At 72.7% G+C, this 15,335-nt stretch carries 12 protein-coding genes; 1 reads left to right on the top strand and 11 read right to left on the bottom strand.

Going from position 1 to position 15,335, the window contains the following annotated elements; genetic code table 11:
- Nucleotides 1-35: 35 nt before the first annotated feature.
- Nucleotides 36-1,139, bottom strand: coding sequence for a citrate synthase 2 (locus ACQF4J_RS25690; RefSeq protein WP_427166869.1), 1,104 nt, complete (start codon nt 1,137-1,139; stop codon nt 36-38).
- Between the two features lie 260 nt (nt 1,140-1,399).
- On the opposite strand from ACQF4J_RS25690, the gene pdxH reads away from it, so the two are divergent.
- Nucleotides 1,400-2,068 (top strand): pyridoxamine 5'-phosphate oxidase, encoded by a 669-nt coding sequence (gene pdxH, locus ACQF4J_RS25685; protein WP_351560815.1) that lies wholly within the window; start codon nt 1,400-1,402, stop codon nt 2,066-2,068.
- Here the strand turns inward: pdxH and ACQF4J_RS25680 are convergent.
- The 10 genes from ACQF4J_RS25680 to ACQF4J_RS25635 all read right to left on the bottom strand — a co-directional run bounded on the left by ACQF4J_RS25680 (nt 2,058) and on the right by ACQF4J_RS25635 (nt 15,266).
- Nucleotides 2,058-2,672, bottom strand: coding sequence for a TetR/AcrR family transcriptional regulator (locus ACQF4J_RS25680; protein ID WP_351560813.1), 615 nt, complete (start codon nt 2,670-2,672; stop codon nt 2,058-2,060). The two genes, pdxH and ACQF4J_RS25680, sit on opposite strands and share 11 nt — an antisense overlap.
- Complete coding sequence (locus tag ACQF4J_RS25675; RefSeq protein WP_351560811.1) at nt 2,660-3,394, bottom strand: enoyl-CoA hydratase family protein; 735 nt, start codon at nt 3,392-3,394, stop codon at nt 2,660-2,662. The genes ACQF4J_RS25680 and ACQF4J_RS25675 overlap by 13 nt, the downstream gene beginning before the upstream one ends.
- Complete coding sequence (locus ACQF4J_RS25670) at nt 3,391-4,968, bottom strand: 4-coumarate--CoA ligase family protein (protein WP_351560809.1); 1,578 nt, start codon at nt 4,966-4,968, stop codon at nt 3,391-3,393. The genes ACQF4J_RS25675 and ACQF4J_RS25670 overlap by 4 nt, the downstream gene beginning before the upstream one ends.
- Nucleotides 4,969-4,976: 8 nt before the next feature.
- Nucleotides 4,977-6,107 carry an acyl-CoA dehydrogenase family protein gene (locus ACQF4J_RS25665; RefSeq protein ID WP_351560807.1) on the bottom strand — a complete coding sequence of 377 codons (1,131 nt, stop codon included), beginning with the start codon at nt 6,105-6,107 and terminating at the stop codon, nt 4,977-4,979.
- An 82-nt stretch (nt 6,108-6,189) separates the two neighbouring features.
- Nucleotides 6,190-8,040: a biotin carboxylase N-terminal domain-containing protein gene (locus ACQF4J_RS25660; RefSeq protein WP_427166868.1), complete on the bottom strand. Its 1,851-nt coding sequence runs from the start codon at nt 8,038-8,040 to the stop codon at nt 6,190-6,192.
- An 8-nt stretch (nt 8,041-8,048) separates the two neighbouring features.
- Nucleotides 8,049-9,689, bottom strand: coding sequence for an acyl-CoA carboxylase subunit beta (locus tag ACQF4J_RS25655; protein ID WP_427166867.1), 1,641 nt, complete (start codon nt 9,687-9,689; stop codon nt 8,049-8,051).
- Nucleotides 9,644-11,314: an acyclic terpene utilization AtuA family protein gene (locus ACQF4J_RS25650; RefSeq protein WP_351560801.1), complete on the bottom strand. Its 1,671-nt coding sequence runs from the start codon at nt 11,312-11,314 to the stop codon at nt 9,644-9,646. The genes ACQF4J_RS25655 and ACQF4J_RS25650 overlap by 46 nt, the downstream gene beginning before the upstream one ends.
- A complete protein-coding gene (locus ACQF4J_RS25645; protein ID WP_427166866.1) occupies nt 11,311-12,105 on the bottom strand; it encodes a TIGR03084 family metal-binding protein in 795 nt (264 codons plus the stop codon). Before ACQF4J_RS25645 ends, ACQF4J_RS25650 begins: the two co-directional genes overlap by 4 nt.
- A gap of 90 nt (nt 12,106-12,195) precedes the next feature.
- Entirely contained in the window at nt 12,196-13,131 is a 936-nt protein-coding gene (locus ACQF4J_RS25640) for an EamA family transporter (protein ID WP_351560797.1), read from the bottom strand.
- 116 nt (nt 13,132-13,247) lie between these two features.
- On the bottom strand, nt 13,248-15,266 hold the full coding sequence (locus tag ACQF4J_RS25635; protein ID WP_427166865.1) for an ABC transporter ATP-binding protein: 2,019 nt from the start codon (nt 15,264-15,266) through the stop codon (nt 13,248-13,250).
- Nucleotides 15,267-15,335 lie beyond the last annotated feature (69 nt).

The raw sequence follows: 15,335 nt of genomic DNA, 5'->3' as shown, positions 1-15,335 counted from the left end.
GAACCAGAGCTCGCGGGTCGTCTGCGTTCCGCGGGTCAGCCCGCGGAGATGCCGTCGTAGCCCTCGACCTCGCGCGGCGGGCGGGCGGACGGCCCCACGTAGCGTGCGGACGGCCGCACCAGGCGTCCGGTGCGCTTCTGCTCCAGGATGTGCGCCGACCAGCCCGCCGTGCGGGCGCACGTGAACATCGACGTGAACATGTGGGCCGGTACCTCCGCGAAGTCCAGCACGATCGCCGCCCAGAACTCGACGTTCGTCGCCAGTACCCGGTCGGGGCGTCGTGCGTGCAGCTCGGCCAGGGCGGCCTTCTCCAGCGCCTCGGCCACCTCGAAGCGGGGTGCGCCCAGCTCGCGGGCGGTGCGGCGCAGTACGCGCGCGCGGGGGTCCTCGGCGCGGTAGACGCGGTGGCCGAAGCCCATCAGGCGCTCACCCTTGTCGAGGGCCTGCTTGACGTAGGCCTCGGCGTCCCCGGTCCGCTCGATCTCCTCGATCATGCCGAGCACGCGGGAGGGGGCGCCGCCGTGCAGCGGGCCGGACATGGCGCCCACGGCGCCGGAGAGGGCGGCCGCCACGTCGGCGCCCGTGGAGGCGATGACGCGGGCGGTGAAGGTCGAGGCGTTCATGCCGTGCTCGGCGGCGGAGGTCCAGTAGGCGTCGACGGCGGCGACGTGCTTGGGGTCCGGCTCGCCCCGCCAGCGGATCATGAAGCGCTCGACGACGGAGCGGGCCTTGTCGATCTCGCTCTGGGGGACCATGGGGCGGCCCTGGCCGCGGGCGGACTGGGCGACGTAGGACAGGGCCATGACGGCGGCCCGGGCCAGGTCCTCGCGGGCCTGTTCGGCATCGATGTCGAGCAGCGGTTTGAGGCCCCACACCGGTGCCAGCATGGCGAGCGCCGACTGGACGTCCACCCGGATGTCGCCGGAGTGCACGGGGATGGGGAAGGGCTCGGCGGGCGGCAGGCCGGGGTTGAAGGCTCCGTCGACCAGCAGCCCCCAGACGTTGCCGAAGGAGACGTGACCGACCAGGTCCTCGATGTCGACGCCCCGGTAGCGGAGGGCGCCGCCCTCCTTGTCCGGTTCGGCGATCTCCGTCTCGAACGCGACGACTCCCTCGAGTCCGGGTACGAAGTCGGACATCAGGCGGCTCCTCGTGGTGGGTACGGGCAGAGGTACGGGCGGCTCGGCCATGGGATCCCCGGTCGGTCGTGCGACTCGTGGTCCTGGTGGCCACCCTGGTGATGCCCCGTGCGGCTGGTCGCTCAACCGGAACGAGACCAGCACGATATCCCCCAGTGCCATATTTGGGGAGCCTTCATGGCACTCAGTGCCATGCGCGGGCTCTTCGGGATGCCCGACACCATGGCGGACGGCACACGTGCGTACGGCAAGATGACCGCGTGACCGATCGACACGCCGTCCCCCTCGATCCCGCCGCCATGCGCAAGCAGTACCGGGCCGAAGGGCTCGCCGAGTCCGATCTGGCCGCCACTCCGGTGGCGCAGTTCGCGCACTGGTTCGCGCAGGCCGCGACGGAGGCGCATCTCTTCGAGCCGAACGCCATGGTCGTCTCCACGGCCGACGCCCAGGGCCGGCCGAGCTCTCGTACGGTGCTGCTGAAGGGCTTCGACGAGCAGGGCTTCGTCTTCTACACCAACTACGGCTCCCGCAAGGCCCGCGACCTGGCGGAGAACCCGTACGTCTCGCTGATGTTCCCCTGGCACCCCATGGCCCGCCAGGTCATCGTCGGCGGCATCGCCCGCCGCACCGGCCGTGACGAGACCGCCGCGTACTTCCGCACCCGGCCGCACGGCTCGCAGCTCGGTGCCTGGGCCAGCGCCCAGTCCAGTGTCGTCGCCTCGCGGGCCGAGCTCGACGCCTCGTACGCGGAGCTGGAGGCCCGCTATCCGGAGGGCGAGCAGGTGCCGGTGCCGCCGCACTGGGGCGGGTTCCGGGTGGCGCCGCAGACGGTGGAGTTCTGGCAGGGCCGGGAGAACCGGCTGCACGACCGGTTGCGGTACGTGGCGGAGGCGGACGGGAGCTGGCGGGTGGAGCGGCTCAGTCCGTGAGGATGCGGTCGAGGATCCGCGACCACTGGGCGATCACCCGGTCGCGGCGCCCGGTGTCGTCGGTGAGCAGGTTCGCCAGGCCGAGGCCCCGGGCCATGTCCAGCAGGCCCTGCACGGTCTCCCGTACGCCGGGGCGGGACTCGTCGGCGCCCAGCAGTTCGACCGCGATCCGGTGGGTCTCGCGGCCGACCCGCGCCTCCAGTTCGGTGACGCGGGGGCGCAGCGGCTCCTCGTTGGACGCGGCCACCCACAGGTGCAGGGCGGCGCGGAAGAGGGGGCCGGTGTAGAGGTCGACGAGGGCGGTGACGACGGCCTGCCGGTCGTCGCCCGCTCCGTCGGGGAACAGGGCGCGGATGGCCGTGGACCGTTCCTCCGCGACGTATTCGACGGCCGCCGTGAACAGGTCCTCCCGGGTCGGGAAGTGGTGCTGGGCGGCGCCGCGGGAGACGCCGGCGCGTTCGGCGACGACGGAGACCGTGGAGCCGGCCCAGCCGTGTTCGGCGAGGCAGGCGACGGCGGCCTCCAGCAGGCGCTGCCGGGTGGCCCGGCTGCGGTCCTGCTTGGGGGCGCGCTCGCCGCGGTCGGCTGTGGTCACAGCACCCATGTGGGATCCCGTCGTTCCAGGAAGGCCGTCATTCCCTCGCGGGCCTGCGGGGAGGCGAACAGCCGGGCCGAGAGCGCGGTCAGGTCGGCCGCGTCCCGGTCGAAGGCTTCCAGCACCTTAGCCGTGAGCAGGGCCTTCGTCTCGGCCAGGCCCTGGGGTGCGGCTCTGCGCAGGCCGTCGAGGACGGGTGCCAGTACGGCGTCGACGTCGTCGCCGGCGGCCGTGAGCAGGCCGATGCGGGCGGCCTCGGCCGCGTCGAGGCGTTCGCCGGTGAGGTAGTAGCGGGCGAGGGCGCGCGGGTCGGTGCGGGGCAGCAGCGGCAGGGAGATGACCGCGGGGGCCACGCCGATGCGTACCTCGGTGAACGCGAAGGTGGCCTCGGTGGAGGCGAGTGCGATGTCGCAGGCCGCGAGCAGGCCCAGGCCTCCGGCGCGGACGTGTCCGGTGACCCGGGCCACGACGGGTTTGCGCAGTTCCACGATCTGCCGCAGCAGTCCGACCAGTGCGTCGGGGTGTGGTGGGTCGCGCAGGTCCGCGCCGGCGCAGAAGGTGTTGCCGGTGTGGGTGAGGACGATCGCGCGTACGTCGGTGTCCTTGGCGCAGTCGGTGAGCGCGTCGGCGAGTTCGCCGACGAGGGCGGCGGAGAGCGCGTTGCGGCTGGCCGGGGAGTCGAGGCTGAGGGTCTCGACTCCTCGCGCGCGGGTGCGTCCGACCAAGGTCATGTGTGCTCCTTCGGTGCCCGCAGTTCGCGGCGCAGGATCTTGCCGGAGGCGGCCCTGGGGACGTCGTCGATGAAGGTGACCTGGCGGACGCGTTTGTAGGGGGCGACGTGTTCGGCGACGTACATCATGACCTCGCCTTCGGAGAGGTCGGTGGCGGTGGGCTGGCGGACGACGTAGGCGTGCGGGACCTCGTTGTGCTCGTCGTTGTAGACGCCGATGACGGCCGCGTCGGCGATGCCCGGGTGGGTCAGGAGCAGTGCCTCGAGTTCGGCGGGGGCCACCTGGAAGCCCTTGTACTTGATGAGTTCCTTGACGCGGTCGACGACGAAGAGCCAGCCGTCGGCGTCGACGTGGCCGACGTCGCCGGTGTGCAGCCAGCCGTCGGGGTCGATCATGGCGGCGGTGGCGTCGGGGCGGCCGAGGTAGCCCTTCATGACCTGGGGGCCGCGGATGAGGATCTCGCCGGACTCGCCGACGCCTAGGTCCTTGTCGGGGTCGTCGAGGGAGACGATACGCATCTCGGTGCCGGCGATGAGTTTGCCGACGGTGCCAGGAGGGGCGTCGCGCATGGCGTCGAGCGGTACGACGTGGGTGCCGGGGGAGAGTTCCGTCATGCCGTAGGCCTGGCCGACGGGCGGCAGGCCCAGGCGCCGGGAGCAGGCTTCGGCGAGGCTCGCGTCGAGGGGGGCCGCCGCGCTGGTGATGTGGGTCAGCGACGACAGGTCGTACTGCTCGACCAGGGGGTGTTTGGCGAGGGCCAGGACGATGGGCGGGGCGACGTACAGGCCGGTGATGCGGTGGTTCTGGATGGCCGCGAGGAAGGTGTCGAGTTCGAAGCGGGGCAGGACGACGACGGTGGCGCCGAGCCTGAGGGGGGCGTTCATCAGGGCCGTCAGGCCGTAGATGTGGAAGAAGGGCAGGACGGCGAGGATGCGGTCGCCGGGGCCGGCCGGCATGGCGGCTTCGAGCTGGGCGAGGTTGGTGGCGATCTGGCGGTGGGTGAGCATCACGCCTTTGGGGATGCCGGTGGTGCCCGAGGAGTACGGGAGGGCCGCGATGTCCTCGGCCGGGTCGATGTCGACGACGGGTTCGGGCGCGGCGGAGCCCAGCATGTCGATGAGGGAGCGGTGTCCGGGGGCGCTGTCGCAGACGAGGATCTCCTCGACGCCGCCGGCGAGTTCGGCGGCCCGGCGGGCGGTCTGAAGCAGCGGGGAGACGGTGACGATCCAGCGGGCGGCGGAGTCCTTGAGCTGCTTGGCGAACTCCTCGGCGGTGGCGAGGGGGTGCACGGTGGTGACGGCGGCGCCCGCGCGCGTGGCCGCGTAGAAGGCGGTGGGGAAGGCGATGGTGTTGGGGCTGTGCAGGGCCAGTACGTCGCCCTTGCGCACGCCGGTCTCGGTGAGGCCGGCCGCGATGCGCCGGTGGAAGCGGTCGAGCTGTTCGTAGGTGAGGGTGGTGCCGTCGGTGCCGTCGATGAGGGCGGGCGCGTCGCCGTACTCGGCGGCCCGGCCCAGGACCGCGTCGTGGATGGGGAGTTCGACTGCGGCTACATCTGCGTACTCGCTCCGGAACACGGTTCCTCCTAGTACGACTTGGGCAGGCCCAGGGTCTGGTGGGAGACGTAGTTGAGAATCATCTCCCTGCTCACCGGAGCAATACGAGCCACGCGCGCCGCCGTTATCAACCGGGCGAGCCCGAATTCGCGGGTGAGGCCGTTGCCGCCGAGGGTGTGGACGGCCTGGTCGACGGCCTTCACGCAGGCCTCCCCGGCCGCGTACTTGGCCATGTTCGCCGCCTCGCCCGCGCCGACGTCGTCGCCGGCGTCGTAGAGGGCGGCGGCCTTCTGCATCATCAGGCGGACGAGTTCGAGTTCGATGTGGGCCTGGGCGAGGGGGTGGGCGATGGCCTGGTGGGCGCCGATCGGGGTCTTCCACACGGAGCGGTCGCGGGCGTAGGCGACGGCCTGGGCGAGGGCGTAGCGGCCCATGCCGATCGCGAAGGCGGCCGTCATGATGCGTTCGGGGTTGAGGCCGGCGAAGAGCTGGAGGAGTCCGGCGTCCTCGTCGCCGACGAGCGCGTCCGCGGGGAGGCGTACGTCGTCGAGGGTGAGCTCGAACTGCTTCTCCACGGCGTCCAGTTCCATGTCGATGGGGCGGCGCAGGAAGCCTTCGGCGTCGCGCGGGACGATGAACAGGCAGGGCTTGAGGGTGCCGGTGCGGGCGTCCTCGGTGCGGCCGACGATGAGGGTCGCGTCGGCTATGTCGACGCCGGAGATGAAGACTTTCCGGCCGGTGAGGAGCCAGTCGGTGCCGTCGCGGCGGGCGGTGGTGGTGATGCGGTGGCTGTTGGAGCCGGCGTCGGGTTCGGTGATGCCGAAGGCCATGGTGCGGGTGCCGTCCGCGAGGCCGGGGAGCCATTCGCGTTTCTGGGCGTCCGTGCCGAAGCGGGCGATGACGGTGCCGCAGATGGCCGGGGAGACGACCATCATGAGCAGGGGGCAGCCGGCGGCGCCCAACTCCTCAAGCACGATGGAGAGTTCGGAGATCCCGCCGCCACCTCCGCCGTATTCCTCCGGGAGGTTGACGCCGAGGTAGCCGAGTTTGGCCGCTTCGGCCCAGAGGGCTTCGCGGTCGTAGTCGCGGCCGTGGCGTTTGCCGAGGGCGGCGACGGCGGAGCGGAGGGCTTTGTGTTCTTCGGTTTCGAGGAGGGTCATCTGGACTCCTTCGGGGTGCGGGTTGTGTGTGGCTGGTCGCGCTCACGGCGGCGGTAGCCGCAAATCAATACAGCCCCGTGCCCTACTGGGGCGCTTGCACCACCGCCAGCAGAGCGCCGGGCTCCACTTGTTGACCCGGCCCCACTCGCAGCTCGCTCAGCGTCCCCGTGACCGGGGCGGCGATCTTGTGCTGCATCTTCATCGCCTCCAGCCAGAGCAGGGGCTGCCCGGCCTGTACGGCGGCTCCCACGGCCAGCCCGTCCGCCACCCTGACGACCGTGCCCGGCATGGGGGCCAGCAGGGACCCCGGGGCGTGCTGGGCGGTGGGGTCGGGGAAGCGTGGCAGGGCGCGCAAGGCGGTCGCGCCCACGTACACCTCGTCGCCGTACCGCGCCACCTCGAACTTCCGCTGTACGCCGTCCACTTCGAGGACGACGAGGTCGGGGGCGGCGTGCACGACCCGGACTCCGTCGGCTTCCAGGCCGTCGCGGGTGTGCCGGTAGCGGACCTCGTGCTCCTCGCCGGCCATCGCGTACCGCTTCACCTGCGGCTGGGAGGGGACGTTGCGCCAGCCGCCGAAGCGGGAGGCGCCGTGGGCCTGGGCGAGGGCGGCGGCCAGCGGGGCGTAGGGGTCGGGCGCGGGGGCCGTGAGCTCGGGCAGGTGGCGGTCGTAGAAGGCCGTGTCCATGCGGGCCTGCGTGAACTCCTCGTGGCGCAGGGAGCGGACGAGGACGTCGCGGTTGGTGGCGGGACCGTGGACGGCCGCGCGTTCCAGGGCGCCCGCCAGTGCGCGCAGCGCCTGCGCGCGCGTGGGGGCGTGCGCGATCGCCTTGGCGAGCATGGGGTCGTAGTGGACGCCGATGGTGTCGCCGTCCTCGTAGCCGGTGTCGAGGCGGATGCCGTCGGGGAAGGCGAGGCGGTGCAGGGTGCCGGTCTGGGGGGTCCAGTCGGTCGCCGGGTCCTCGGCGTACAGGCGGGCCTCGACGGCGTGGCCGCGCGCGGGTGGCGGGTCGCTCGCGAGGGCGTGGCCTTCCGCGACGCGGATCTGTTCGGCGACCAGGTCGATGCCGAACACGGCCTCGGTCACCGGGTGCTCGACCTGGAGGCGGGTGTTCATCTCCAGGAAGTGCGCGCGGTCGCCGGCGACCAGGAACTCGACGGTGCCGGCGCCCACGTAGTCCACGGCGCGTGCGGCGCGTACGGCCAGCGCGCGCAGTTCCTCCGCGAGCCCCTCGGTGAGGCCCGGCGCCGGCGCCTCCTCGATCACCTTCTGGTGGCGGCGCTGCAGGGAGCAGTCGCGGGTGCCCAGCGTCCACACCGTGCCGTGGGTGTCGGCGAGCACCTGGACCTCGACGTGGCGTCCGCCCTCCAGGTACGGCTCGACGAACACCTCTCCGTCGCCGAAGGCGCTCGCGGCCTCGGCGCGCGCGGCCCGCAGTGCGGCGTCCAGCTCCGCCAGGCGGCGCACGATCCGCATCCCGCGCCCCCCGCCGCCCGCGGCCGCCTTCACCAGCACCGGCAGGTCGGCCTCGGTCACGTCCTCGGTGGCCAGGGGGGCGATGCCCATGAGGTCCTTGGCGCAAGTCTTGGACGCCATCGCCTCGATGGCCTCCGGCGGCGGGCCGATCCAGAGCAGTCCCGCGTCGAGGACCGCGCGGGCGAAGTCGGCGTTCTCGGAGAGGAAGCCGTAGCCGGGGTGCACGGCGTCCGCGCCGGCGGCGACGGCGGCCTTCACGATCAGGTCGCCGCGCAGGTAGGTGTCCGCGGGCGCCGCGCCCGGCAGCCGTACCGCCGTGTCGGCCACGCGCGTGTGGAGCGCGCCTTCGTCGGCGTCCGAGTGCACGGCGACCGTCCGGATGCCCAGTTCGCGGCAGGTGCGGAAGATGCGGCGGGCGATCTCGCCCCGGTTGGCGACGAGCAGAGTCGAAATCACGTGATCCCTCACATCCGGAAGACGCCGAAGCCGCCGCGCGCGCCCTCGAACGGTGCCGTGTGGACGGCCGACAGGCACAGGCCGAGGACGGTGCGGGTGTCGCGCGGGTCGATGACGCCGTCGTCGTACAGCCGCCCGGACAGGAACATGGGCAGCGACTCGGACTCGATCTGCTGCTCGACCATGGCGCGCAGGGCGGCGTCCGCGTCCTCGTCGTAGGGGTGCCCCTTCGCGGCCGCCGACTGGCGGGCGACGATCGACAGCACGCCGGCCAGCTGCTGCGGGCCCATCACGGCGGACTTGGCGCTGGGCCAGGCGAACAGGAAGCGGGGGTCGTAGGCGCGCCCGCACATGCCGTAGTGCCCGGCGCCGTAGGAGGCGCCCATGAGGACCGACAGGTGCGGCACCTTCGAGTTGGAGACCGCGTTGATCATCATGGCGCCGTGCTTGATGATGCCGCCCTGTTCGTACTCCTTGCCGACCATGTAGCCGGTGGTGTTGTGCAGGAAGAGCAGGGGGATGTCGCGCTGGTTGGCGAGCTGGATGAACTGGGCGGCCTTCTGCGACTCCGCGCTGAACAGCACGCCCTGGGCGTTGGCGAGGACGCCGACGGGATAGCCGTGCAGGGTGGCCCAGCCGGTCGTCAGGCTGGTGCCGTACAGCGGCTTGAACTCGTCGAAGTCGGAGGCGTCGACGATGCGGGCGATCACCTCGCGCGGGTCGAAGGGGATCTTGAGGTCGCCGGGGACGATGCCGAGCAGTTCGTCGGCGGAGTACTTAGGGGGCACGGCCGGGCCCGGATCGACGTACGCCTTGCGGTGGTTGAGGCGCGCGACCACGCGCCGGGCCTGGCGCAGGGCGTCCTGTTCGTCGACGGCGAAGTAGTCCGCGAGCCCGGACACGCGCGCGTGCATCTCGGCGCCGCCCAGCGACTCGTCGTCGCTCTCCTCGCCGGTCGCCATCTTCACCAGGGGTGGTCCGCCGAGGAAGACCTTCGCGCGCTCCTTGACCATGATCACGTGGTCGGACATGCCGGGGATGTACGCGCCGCCCGCGGTGGAGTTGCCGAAGACGACGGCGACGGTGGGGATGCCGGCGGCCGACAGCCGGGTCAGGTCGCGGAAGATCGCGCCGCCCGGGATGAAGATCTCCTTCTGGGAGGGCAGATCGGCGCCTCCCGACTCCACCAGGCTGATGCAGGGCAGCCGGTTGGCGAGCGCGATGTCGTTGGCGCGCAGGGCCTTCTTCAGCGACCAGGGGTTGCTGGCGCCGCCGCGCACGGTCGGGTCGTTGGCGGTGATCAGGCACTCGACGCCCTCGACGACGCCGATCCCGGTGACGAGCGAGGCGCCCACCGCGTACTCGCTGCCCCAGGCGGCGAGCGGCGACAGCTCCAGGAAGGGGGTGTCGGGGTCGAGGAGCAGTTCGATGCGTTCGCGGGCGAGCAGCTTGCCGCGCTTCCGGTGCCGGGCGACGTACTTCTCGCCGCCGCCCGCGAGGGCCTTGGCGTGCTCGGCGTCGAGGTCGGCGAGCTTGGCGAGCATGGCCTCGCGGTTCGCCCGGTAGTCGGGACCGGCCGTGTCCAAGCCGGAGTTGATCACCGTCACAGCAGGTCCTCCGGGATGTCCAGGTGGCGGGAGCGCAGCCATTCGCCGAGGGCCTTGGCCTGCGGGTCGAAGCGGTGCTGGGCGGCGACGCCGGCGCCGAGGATGCCCTCGACGACGAAGTTCAGGGCGCGCAGGTTCGGCAGGACGTGCCGGGTGACGGGCAGGCCGCGGCTCTCGGGGAGCAGCTCGCGGAAGCGTTCCGTCGTCAGCTCGTGGGCGAGCCAGCGCCAGGCCGCGTCCGACCGCACCCACACCCCGACGTTGGCGTTGCCGCCCTTGTCCCCGCTGCGGGCGCCCGCGACGAGCCCGAGGGGCGCGCGTCGGACGGGCCCGGCGGGAAGCGGCTCCGGCGGCCCGGGCTCGGACGGGTCCTCGAGTACGAGGGTGTCGGGGGCCGGTGCCACGGCCACCCGGCGCCCGTCGGGCAGGACGGCCACGTGGTCGACGGCGCCCTGGGGGACGTACACGTCCTCGAAGACCCCGAAGGGCGTGCCCTTCCCGGGCGGCGCGAGCAGATGGAAGCCGGGGTAACTGGCCAGTGCGAGCTCCACGGCCGCCGCGGTCAGCGGCCGTCCGACGAGCTGCTCGTCCGGGTCGCGCACGACGAGCCGCAGCAGGGCGCTCGCCGTCTCCTCGGTGGAGGCGTCGGGCCGGTCGGTGCGGGCCAGGTCCCAGCGCACGTCGGCGACCTTGCCGAGCGCGGGGGCCATCTGCTCGCGCACCAGCGCGGCCTTCGCCTCGATGTCGAGGCCGGTGAGGACGAAGGCGACCTCGTTGCGGAAGCCGCCGAGGCGGTTGAGGCCGACCTTGAGGTCGGGCGGCGGGGCCTCGCCGCGCACGCCCTGGACACGGACGCGGTCGGGGCCGTCCTGGGTGAGGCGGACGCTGTCGAGGCGGGCGGTGACGTCGGGTCCCGCGTACCGGGCGCCCGTCGTCTCGTACAGCAGCTGCGCGGTCACCGTGCCGACGTCGACGAGGCCGCCGGTGCCGGGGTGCTTGGTGATGACGCAGCTGCCGTCCTCGTGGAGCTCGGCGAGCGGGAAGCCGGGGCGGCGGACGTCGCCCTCCCGGAAGAAGGCGTAGTTGCCGCCGGTGGCCTGGGTGCCGCACTCCAGCACGTGCCCGGCGACGACGGCGCCCGCCAGCCGGTCGTGGTCGCCGGGTCCCCAGCCGAAGTGGGCGGCGGCCGGCCCGGTGACCAGTGCCGCGTCCGTGACCCGCCCGGTGACGACGACGTCGGCGCCGGCCCGCAGGCACTCGGCGATGCCGAAACCGCCGAGGTAGGCGTGGGCGGCGAGGCTGTCCGGGTGCAGGGCCTTGAGGTCGTCGCCCTCGACATGGGCGACGCGCACGGGGATGCCGAGCCGGTCGGCCAGCTCCCGTACGGCGTCGGCGAGTCCGGCCGGGTTGAGGCCGCCGGCGTTGGTGACGATCCTGACGCCGCGCTCGTGGGCGAGGCCGAGGCACTCCTCCAGCTGGCGCAGGAAGGTGCGGGCATACCCGGCCGCGGGGTCCTTCAGGCGGTCCCGCCCCAGGATGAGCATGGTCAGTTCGGCGAGGTAGTCGCCGGTCAGGACGTCCAGCTCGCCGCCGGTGAGCATCTCCCGCAGGGCGTCGAAGCGGTCGCCGTAGAAACCGGACGCGTTGCCGACGCGCAGCACCGTCACGGGGTGTCCCCCTTCGCCTGGCGGCCCTTGCCCGGCGGCCCCGCGAAGGCCTGGGCGATGTCCAGCCAGCGGTCCGCGTCGGGGCCGGCGGCGCGCAGGGCGAGGTCGGAGCGGTGGGCGCGCTGGGTGACCAGGAGGCAGAAGTCGACGGCGGGGCCGGTGACGCGGTCGGCGGCGTCCTCGGGGCCGTAGGTCCAGACCTCGCCGGAGGGTGCGGTCAGTTCGACGCGGAACTCCTCGAACGGCACGGGCATGCCGTGCACGCCGAAGGCGAAGTCGCGGGTGCGGACGCCGAGGCGGGCGATGTGACGGAGCCGGTCGGTGGGGGTGCGCCGCACACCGAGGGCGTCGGCGACGTCCATGCCGTGGGCCCAGGTCTCCATGAGGCGGGCGGTGGCCATGGAGGCGGTGGACATGGGCGGCCCGTACCAGGGGAAGCGGGCGCCCTCGGGCGCGGCGCGCAGGGCCTCCTCCAGCGCCCGCCGTCCGGCCCGCCAGTCGGCGAGGAGCCGCTCGGGCGGCTTGCGCGCGCCGTCCTCCGCGCCCTCGTCCACGAAGTCCCCGGGTGCGGCCAGGGCCTTCTCGACCTCGCGGGAGAAGGCGTCGTGGTCGGTCACGGCCAGCACGGAGGAGTGGTCGGTCCAGGCCAGGTGCGCGATCTGATGAGCGACGGTCCAGCCGGAGGCGGGGGTCGCGAGGGCCCACTGCTCGGGGCTCAACTCGGCCACGAGCAGGTCGAGTTCCTCGCTCTCCGCACGCAGGTCGTCGATGACGGGCGTCGGGTCAGCCATGGGGCGAGCATGGCAGTGGCCCAAGAAACAAGCAAGCATGCTTGCATTAATTTGTACGACGGGTGCGCCCCGCCACCCCGCCGGTGGGCGTCAGGCTTCGGGCGCCGCCGCCGGCACCTTCGCCCTGCCGCGCCCCACCTGCGTCCGGACCGCCCCCATGCTCGCCGCGATGACCAGGGCGATCGCCGCGACCTGGAGCGCGGACAGGGTCTGCCCGAGGACGAGGAAGCCGGCCGCGGCCGCGAGGGCCGGCTCCAGGCTCATCAGGACGGCGAAGGTGGAGGCGGGCAGCCGGCGCAGCGCCAGGAGTTCGAGGGTGTACGGCAGCACCGAGGACATGATCGCGACCGCCGCGCCGAGCCCGACGGTCACCGGGTCGAACAGCTTCGACCCCGATTCGGCGATGCCCAGCGGGAGGACGAGCAGCGCCCCCACCGCCATGGCCAGCGCCAGCCCGTCGGCCTGCGGGAACCGTTGCCCCGTACGCGCGCTGAAGACGATGTACGTCGCCCACATGGCACCCGCGCCGAGCGCGAAGGCCACGCCGACGAGGTCGAGGTCGCCGAAGCCTCCGCCGCCGAGAAGGAAGACACCGGCGAGGGCGAGGGCGGCCCACAGTGCGTTGAGCGCCCGCCGGGAGGCCAGCACCGACAGGGCCAGCGGGCCGAGGACCTCCAGGGTGACCGCGGCGCCCAGCGGGATGCGGACGAGGGCCTGGTAGAAGAGGCCGTTCATCGCGCCCAGGGTGACGCCGAAGACGATCACCGTGCCCCAGTCGGCCCGGGAGTGGCCGCGCAACCGGGGGCGGCAGAACAGCAGCAGCACGACGGCGGCCGCGAGCAGCCGCAGCGTCACCACGCCCAGCGCACCGGCCCTCGGCATCAGGTTCACCGCGACCGCGGCACCGAACTGCACCGAGACGCCGCCCGCCAGCACCAGGCCGACCGGGCCGAGGGAGCCGCTCGGACGCGGCGGACCGGCGACGGCCTGCGACGCTGCGGGGGTGGTCGTGCTGGTGCTGGTCACGGGCGGTCCAGGGTGCTCGGCTCGGGTTTCGTTCAGCGTGATGTACTGCCGAGTCCAGGCTAATGGCCTTTGTCAGGCCCGTAAACCTGTTATGCGGCTGTACCGCATGGTGGACCTCAGATGCCGGGCCAGCGTTCCTCGTCCCGGAAGAGGGGGCGCCCGTCGTCGAGGGTCATGGGGACCGCGCTGTGGGCGTACTGGTCGTGGGCGTACCGGTCGGGGGCGGCCTGCCCGTAGGGGTACGCCGGCTCCTGCCAGGTGCCGTATCCCTCGTACTGGTAGACCGTCTGCGCCTGGTCCGCGGCCGGCTGCTGTTCCACGAACAGGGGCATGCGCAGCTCGCCCGTGTCCATCACCGCGTTGTTCTGGGAGCGGTGCAGACGGGAGTACGCCCCGCCCCGTGCGAGCAGCTCCTCGTGCCGGCCGGTCTCCACGATCCGGCCCCGGTCGACGACCAGGATGCGGTCGGCGTCGGGGGCGAGGTTGAGGTTGAGGTCGTGGGTGATCATGATGGTCGTGCGGCCCGCCATCAGGCGGCGCAGCGGCTTGACCACCCGGCGGGCGGCCATGGCGTCGAGGCCGGTCGTGGGCTCGTCCAGCACGAGGACCGGGGAGTCGCGCAGGATCGCCCGCGCGATGGCGAGGCGCTGGAGCTGGCCGCCGGAGAGCCGGGCCGAGTTGGGGTCGACCCGGGTGTCGTAGCCGTCGGGGAGCCGGACGATGAAGTCGTGCGCGTCCGCCGCCCGCGCCGCCTCCTCGATCGCGTGGTCGCTGGCGCCGGGACGGCCGCAGGCGATGTTGGCGCGGACGGTGTCGTGCAGGACGAGCGTCTCCTGCGGCAGGAGCGTGACGTACTCGCGCAGCCGGGCGAGGGGGAGGTCCCTGACCGGGACGCCGTCCAGGAGCACGTCGCCCGCGTCCGGGTCGTAGAAGCGCAGCAGGAGTTTGGAGACCGTGGACTTGCCGGCGCCGCTCGGGCCGGTGACGATCACCAGCTCGCCGGGGGCGACGGTGAAGGACAGGCCCTGCAGGGCGACGGTGTCGGCGCCGGGGTAGGTGAAGGAGACGTCACGGACCTCGACGGTGCCGTCGGGGCGGCCGGTCGCGGTGGCGTGGCGGGGGTCGGCGACCGAGGGGCGGACGTCCAGGATCTCGATGAGCCGCTCGGCGCCGGCGGTCGCGGCGGTGACCGTCAGACCGAGCTGGGCGAGACCCCGGACCGGGGGGTAGAGGTAGCCGAGGAAGGCGGAGAAGGCCAGCAGCTGGCCCAGGGTCATCCGGCCGGTGGAGATCTCCCAGGCGCCGATGCCGATCACGGCGAGCACGCAGACCGTCTCGATGACGGCGACGAGCTGCTGGTACGCCTCGTTGAGGCGGGTGGAGCGGACCGAGGCACGGAACCAGGCGTTGGCCTCCTCGCCCAGCCGCCGGCGTTCGGCGTCCCGCCGGTCGTACGCCTGGGTGAGCACGATGTTGGACAGGGACTCCTCGACGACGGAGGTGATCGCGCCGTCGGCGACCCGGCCGTCCCTCGACACGTCCTTGATGGAGCCGGAGAACCGGCAGGCCGCCAGCCAGAAGAGGGGGGCAAGGACGAAGGTGGCGGCGGCCAGGTCCCAGCGCAGCCAGAAGGCGGCGGCCGCGTAGAAGAGGGCGGAGAAGGCGGCGGACGCGGCGCCGACGAGACCGGAGACGACCATGGTCTCGATCGCCTCGACGTCACTGGTCAGCCGGGACAACAGGTCGCCCTGGCGGTGGCGTTGGAAGAAGTGCGGGGGCAACTGCTGTACGTGGTCGAAGACGTGCTCGCGCAGTCTCATCACGAAGCGTTCGGTGACCCAGGCGGCGAGGGAGTTGCCCGCGTAGGCGACGACCGCGCCGACGACCGCGACCGCCAGCCACTTCGCGGCCGGCCCCCAGAAGGCGGCCAGTGATCCCTTCTGCAGGGCGTTGTCGGTCAGGTCGCTGAAGACCAGGATCGCCTCGGTCTCGGCGAGCGCGGCGAGCACGGTGCACGCCCAGACCAGCAGCAGCCAGCGGCGCAGCCCTCCGGTCAGCGGCCAGAAACGGCGGAACGCGGTACGGGCCGGAATGGTGGGAGTGCCGTACTCGTACTCCTCGTCATCCTCATCCATATCCATTTCACATTCCCTCCGCTTTTCGGTCGCGAGAATTGACTGCGCGAAAGTCGACGCATTCGCAAG

The sequence above is a fragment of the Streptomyces sp. C1-1 genome (genome assembly GCF_050214755.1).
GTDB lineage: Bacteria > Actinomycetota > Actinomycetes > Streptomycetales > Streptomycetaceae > Streptomyces.
Note: the sequence above shows the minus strand (reverse complement) of the source record. Positions and strands in the feature narration are given on the sequence as shown.

Coding starts and splice junctions, on each gene's coding strand:
- ACQF4J_RS25680 (WP_351560813.1), bottom strand. CDS start 2,672: ATGGGTGCTGTGACCACAGCCGACCGCGGCGAGCGCGCCCCCAAGCAG.
- ACQF4J_RS25635 (WP_427166865.1), bottom strand. CDS start 15,266: ATGGATGAGGATGACGAGGAGTACGAGTACGGCACTCCCACCATTCCG.
- ACQF4J_RS25655 (WP_427166867.1), bottom strand. CDS start 9,689: ATGGCTGCGCTCCCGCCACCTGGACATCCCGGAGGACCTGCTGTGACG.
- ACQF4J_RS25665 (WP_351560807.1), bottom strand. CDS start 6,107: ATGACCCTCCTCGAAACCGAAGAACACAAAGCCCTCCGCTCCGCCGTC.
- ACQF4J_RS25675 (WP_351560811.1), bottom strand. CDS start 3,394: ATGACCTTGGTCGGACGCACCCGCGCGCGAGGAGTCGAGACCCTCAGC.
- ACQF4J_RS25690 (WP_427166869.1), bottom strand. CDS start 1,139: ATGTCCGACTTCGTACCCGGACTCGAGGGAGTCGTCGCGTTCGAGACG.
- ACQF4J_RS25645 (WP_427166866.1), bottom strand. CDS start 12,105: ATGGCTGACCCGACGCCCGTCATCGACGACCTGCGTGCGGAGAGCGAG.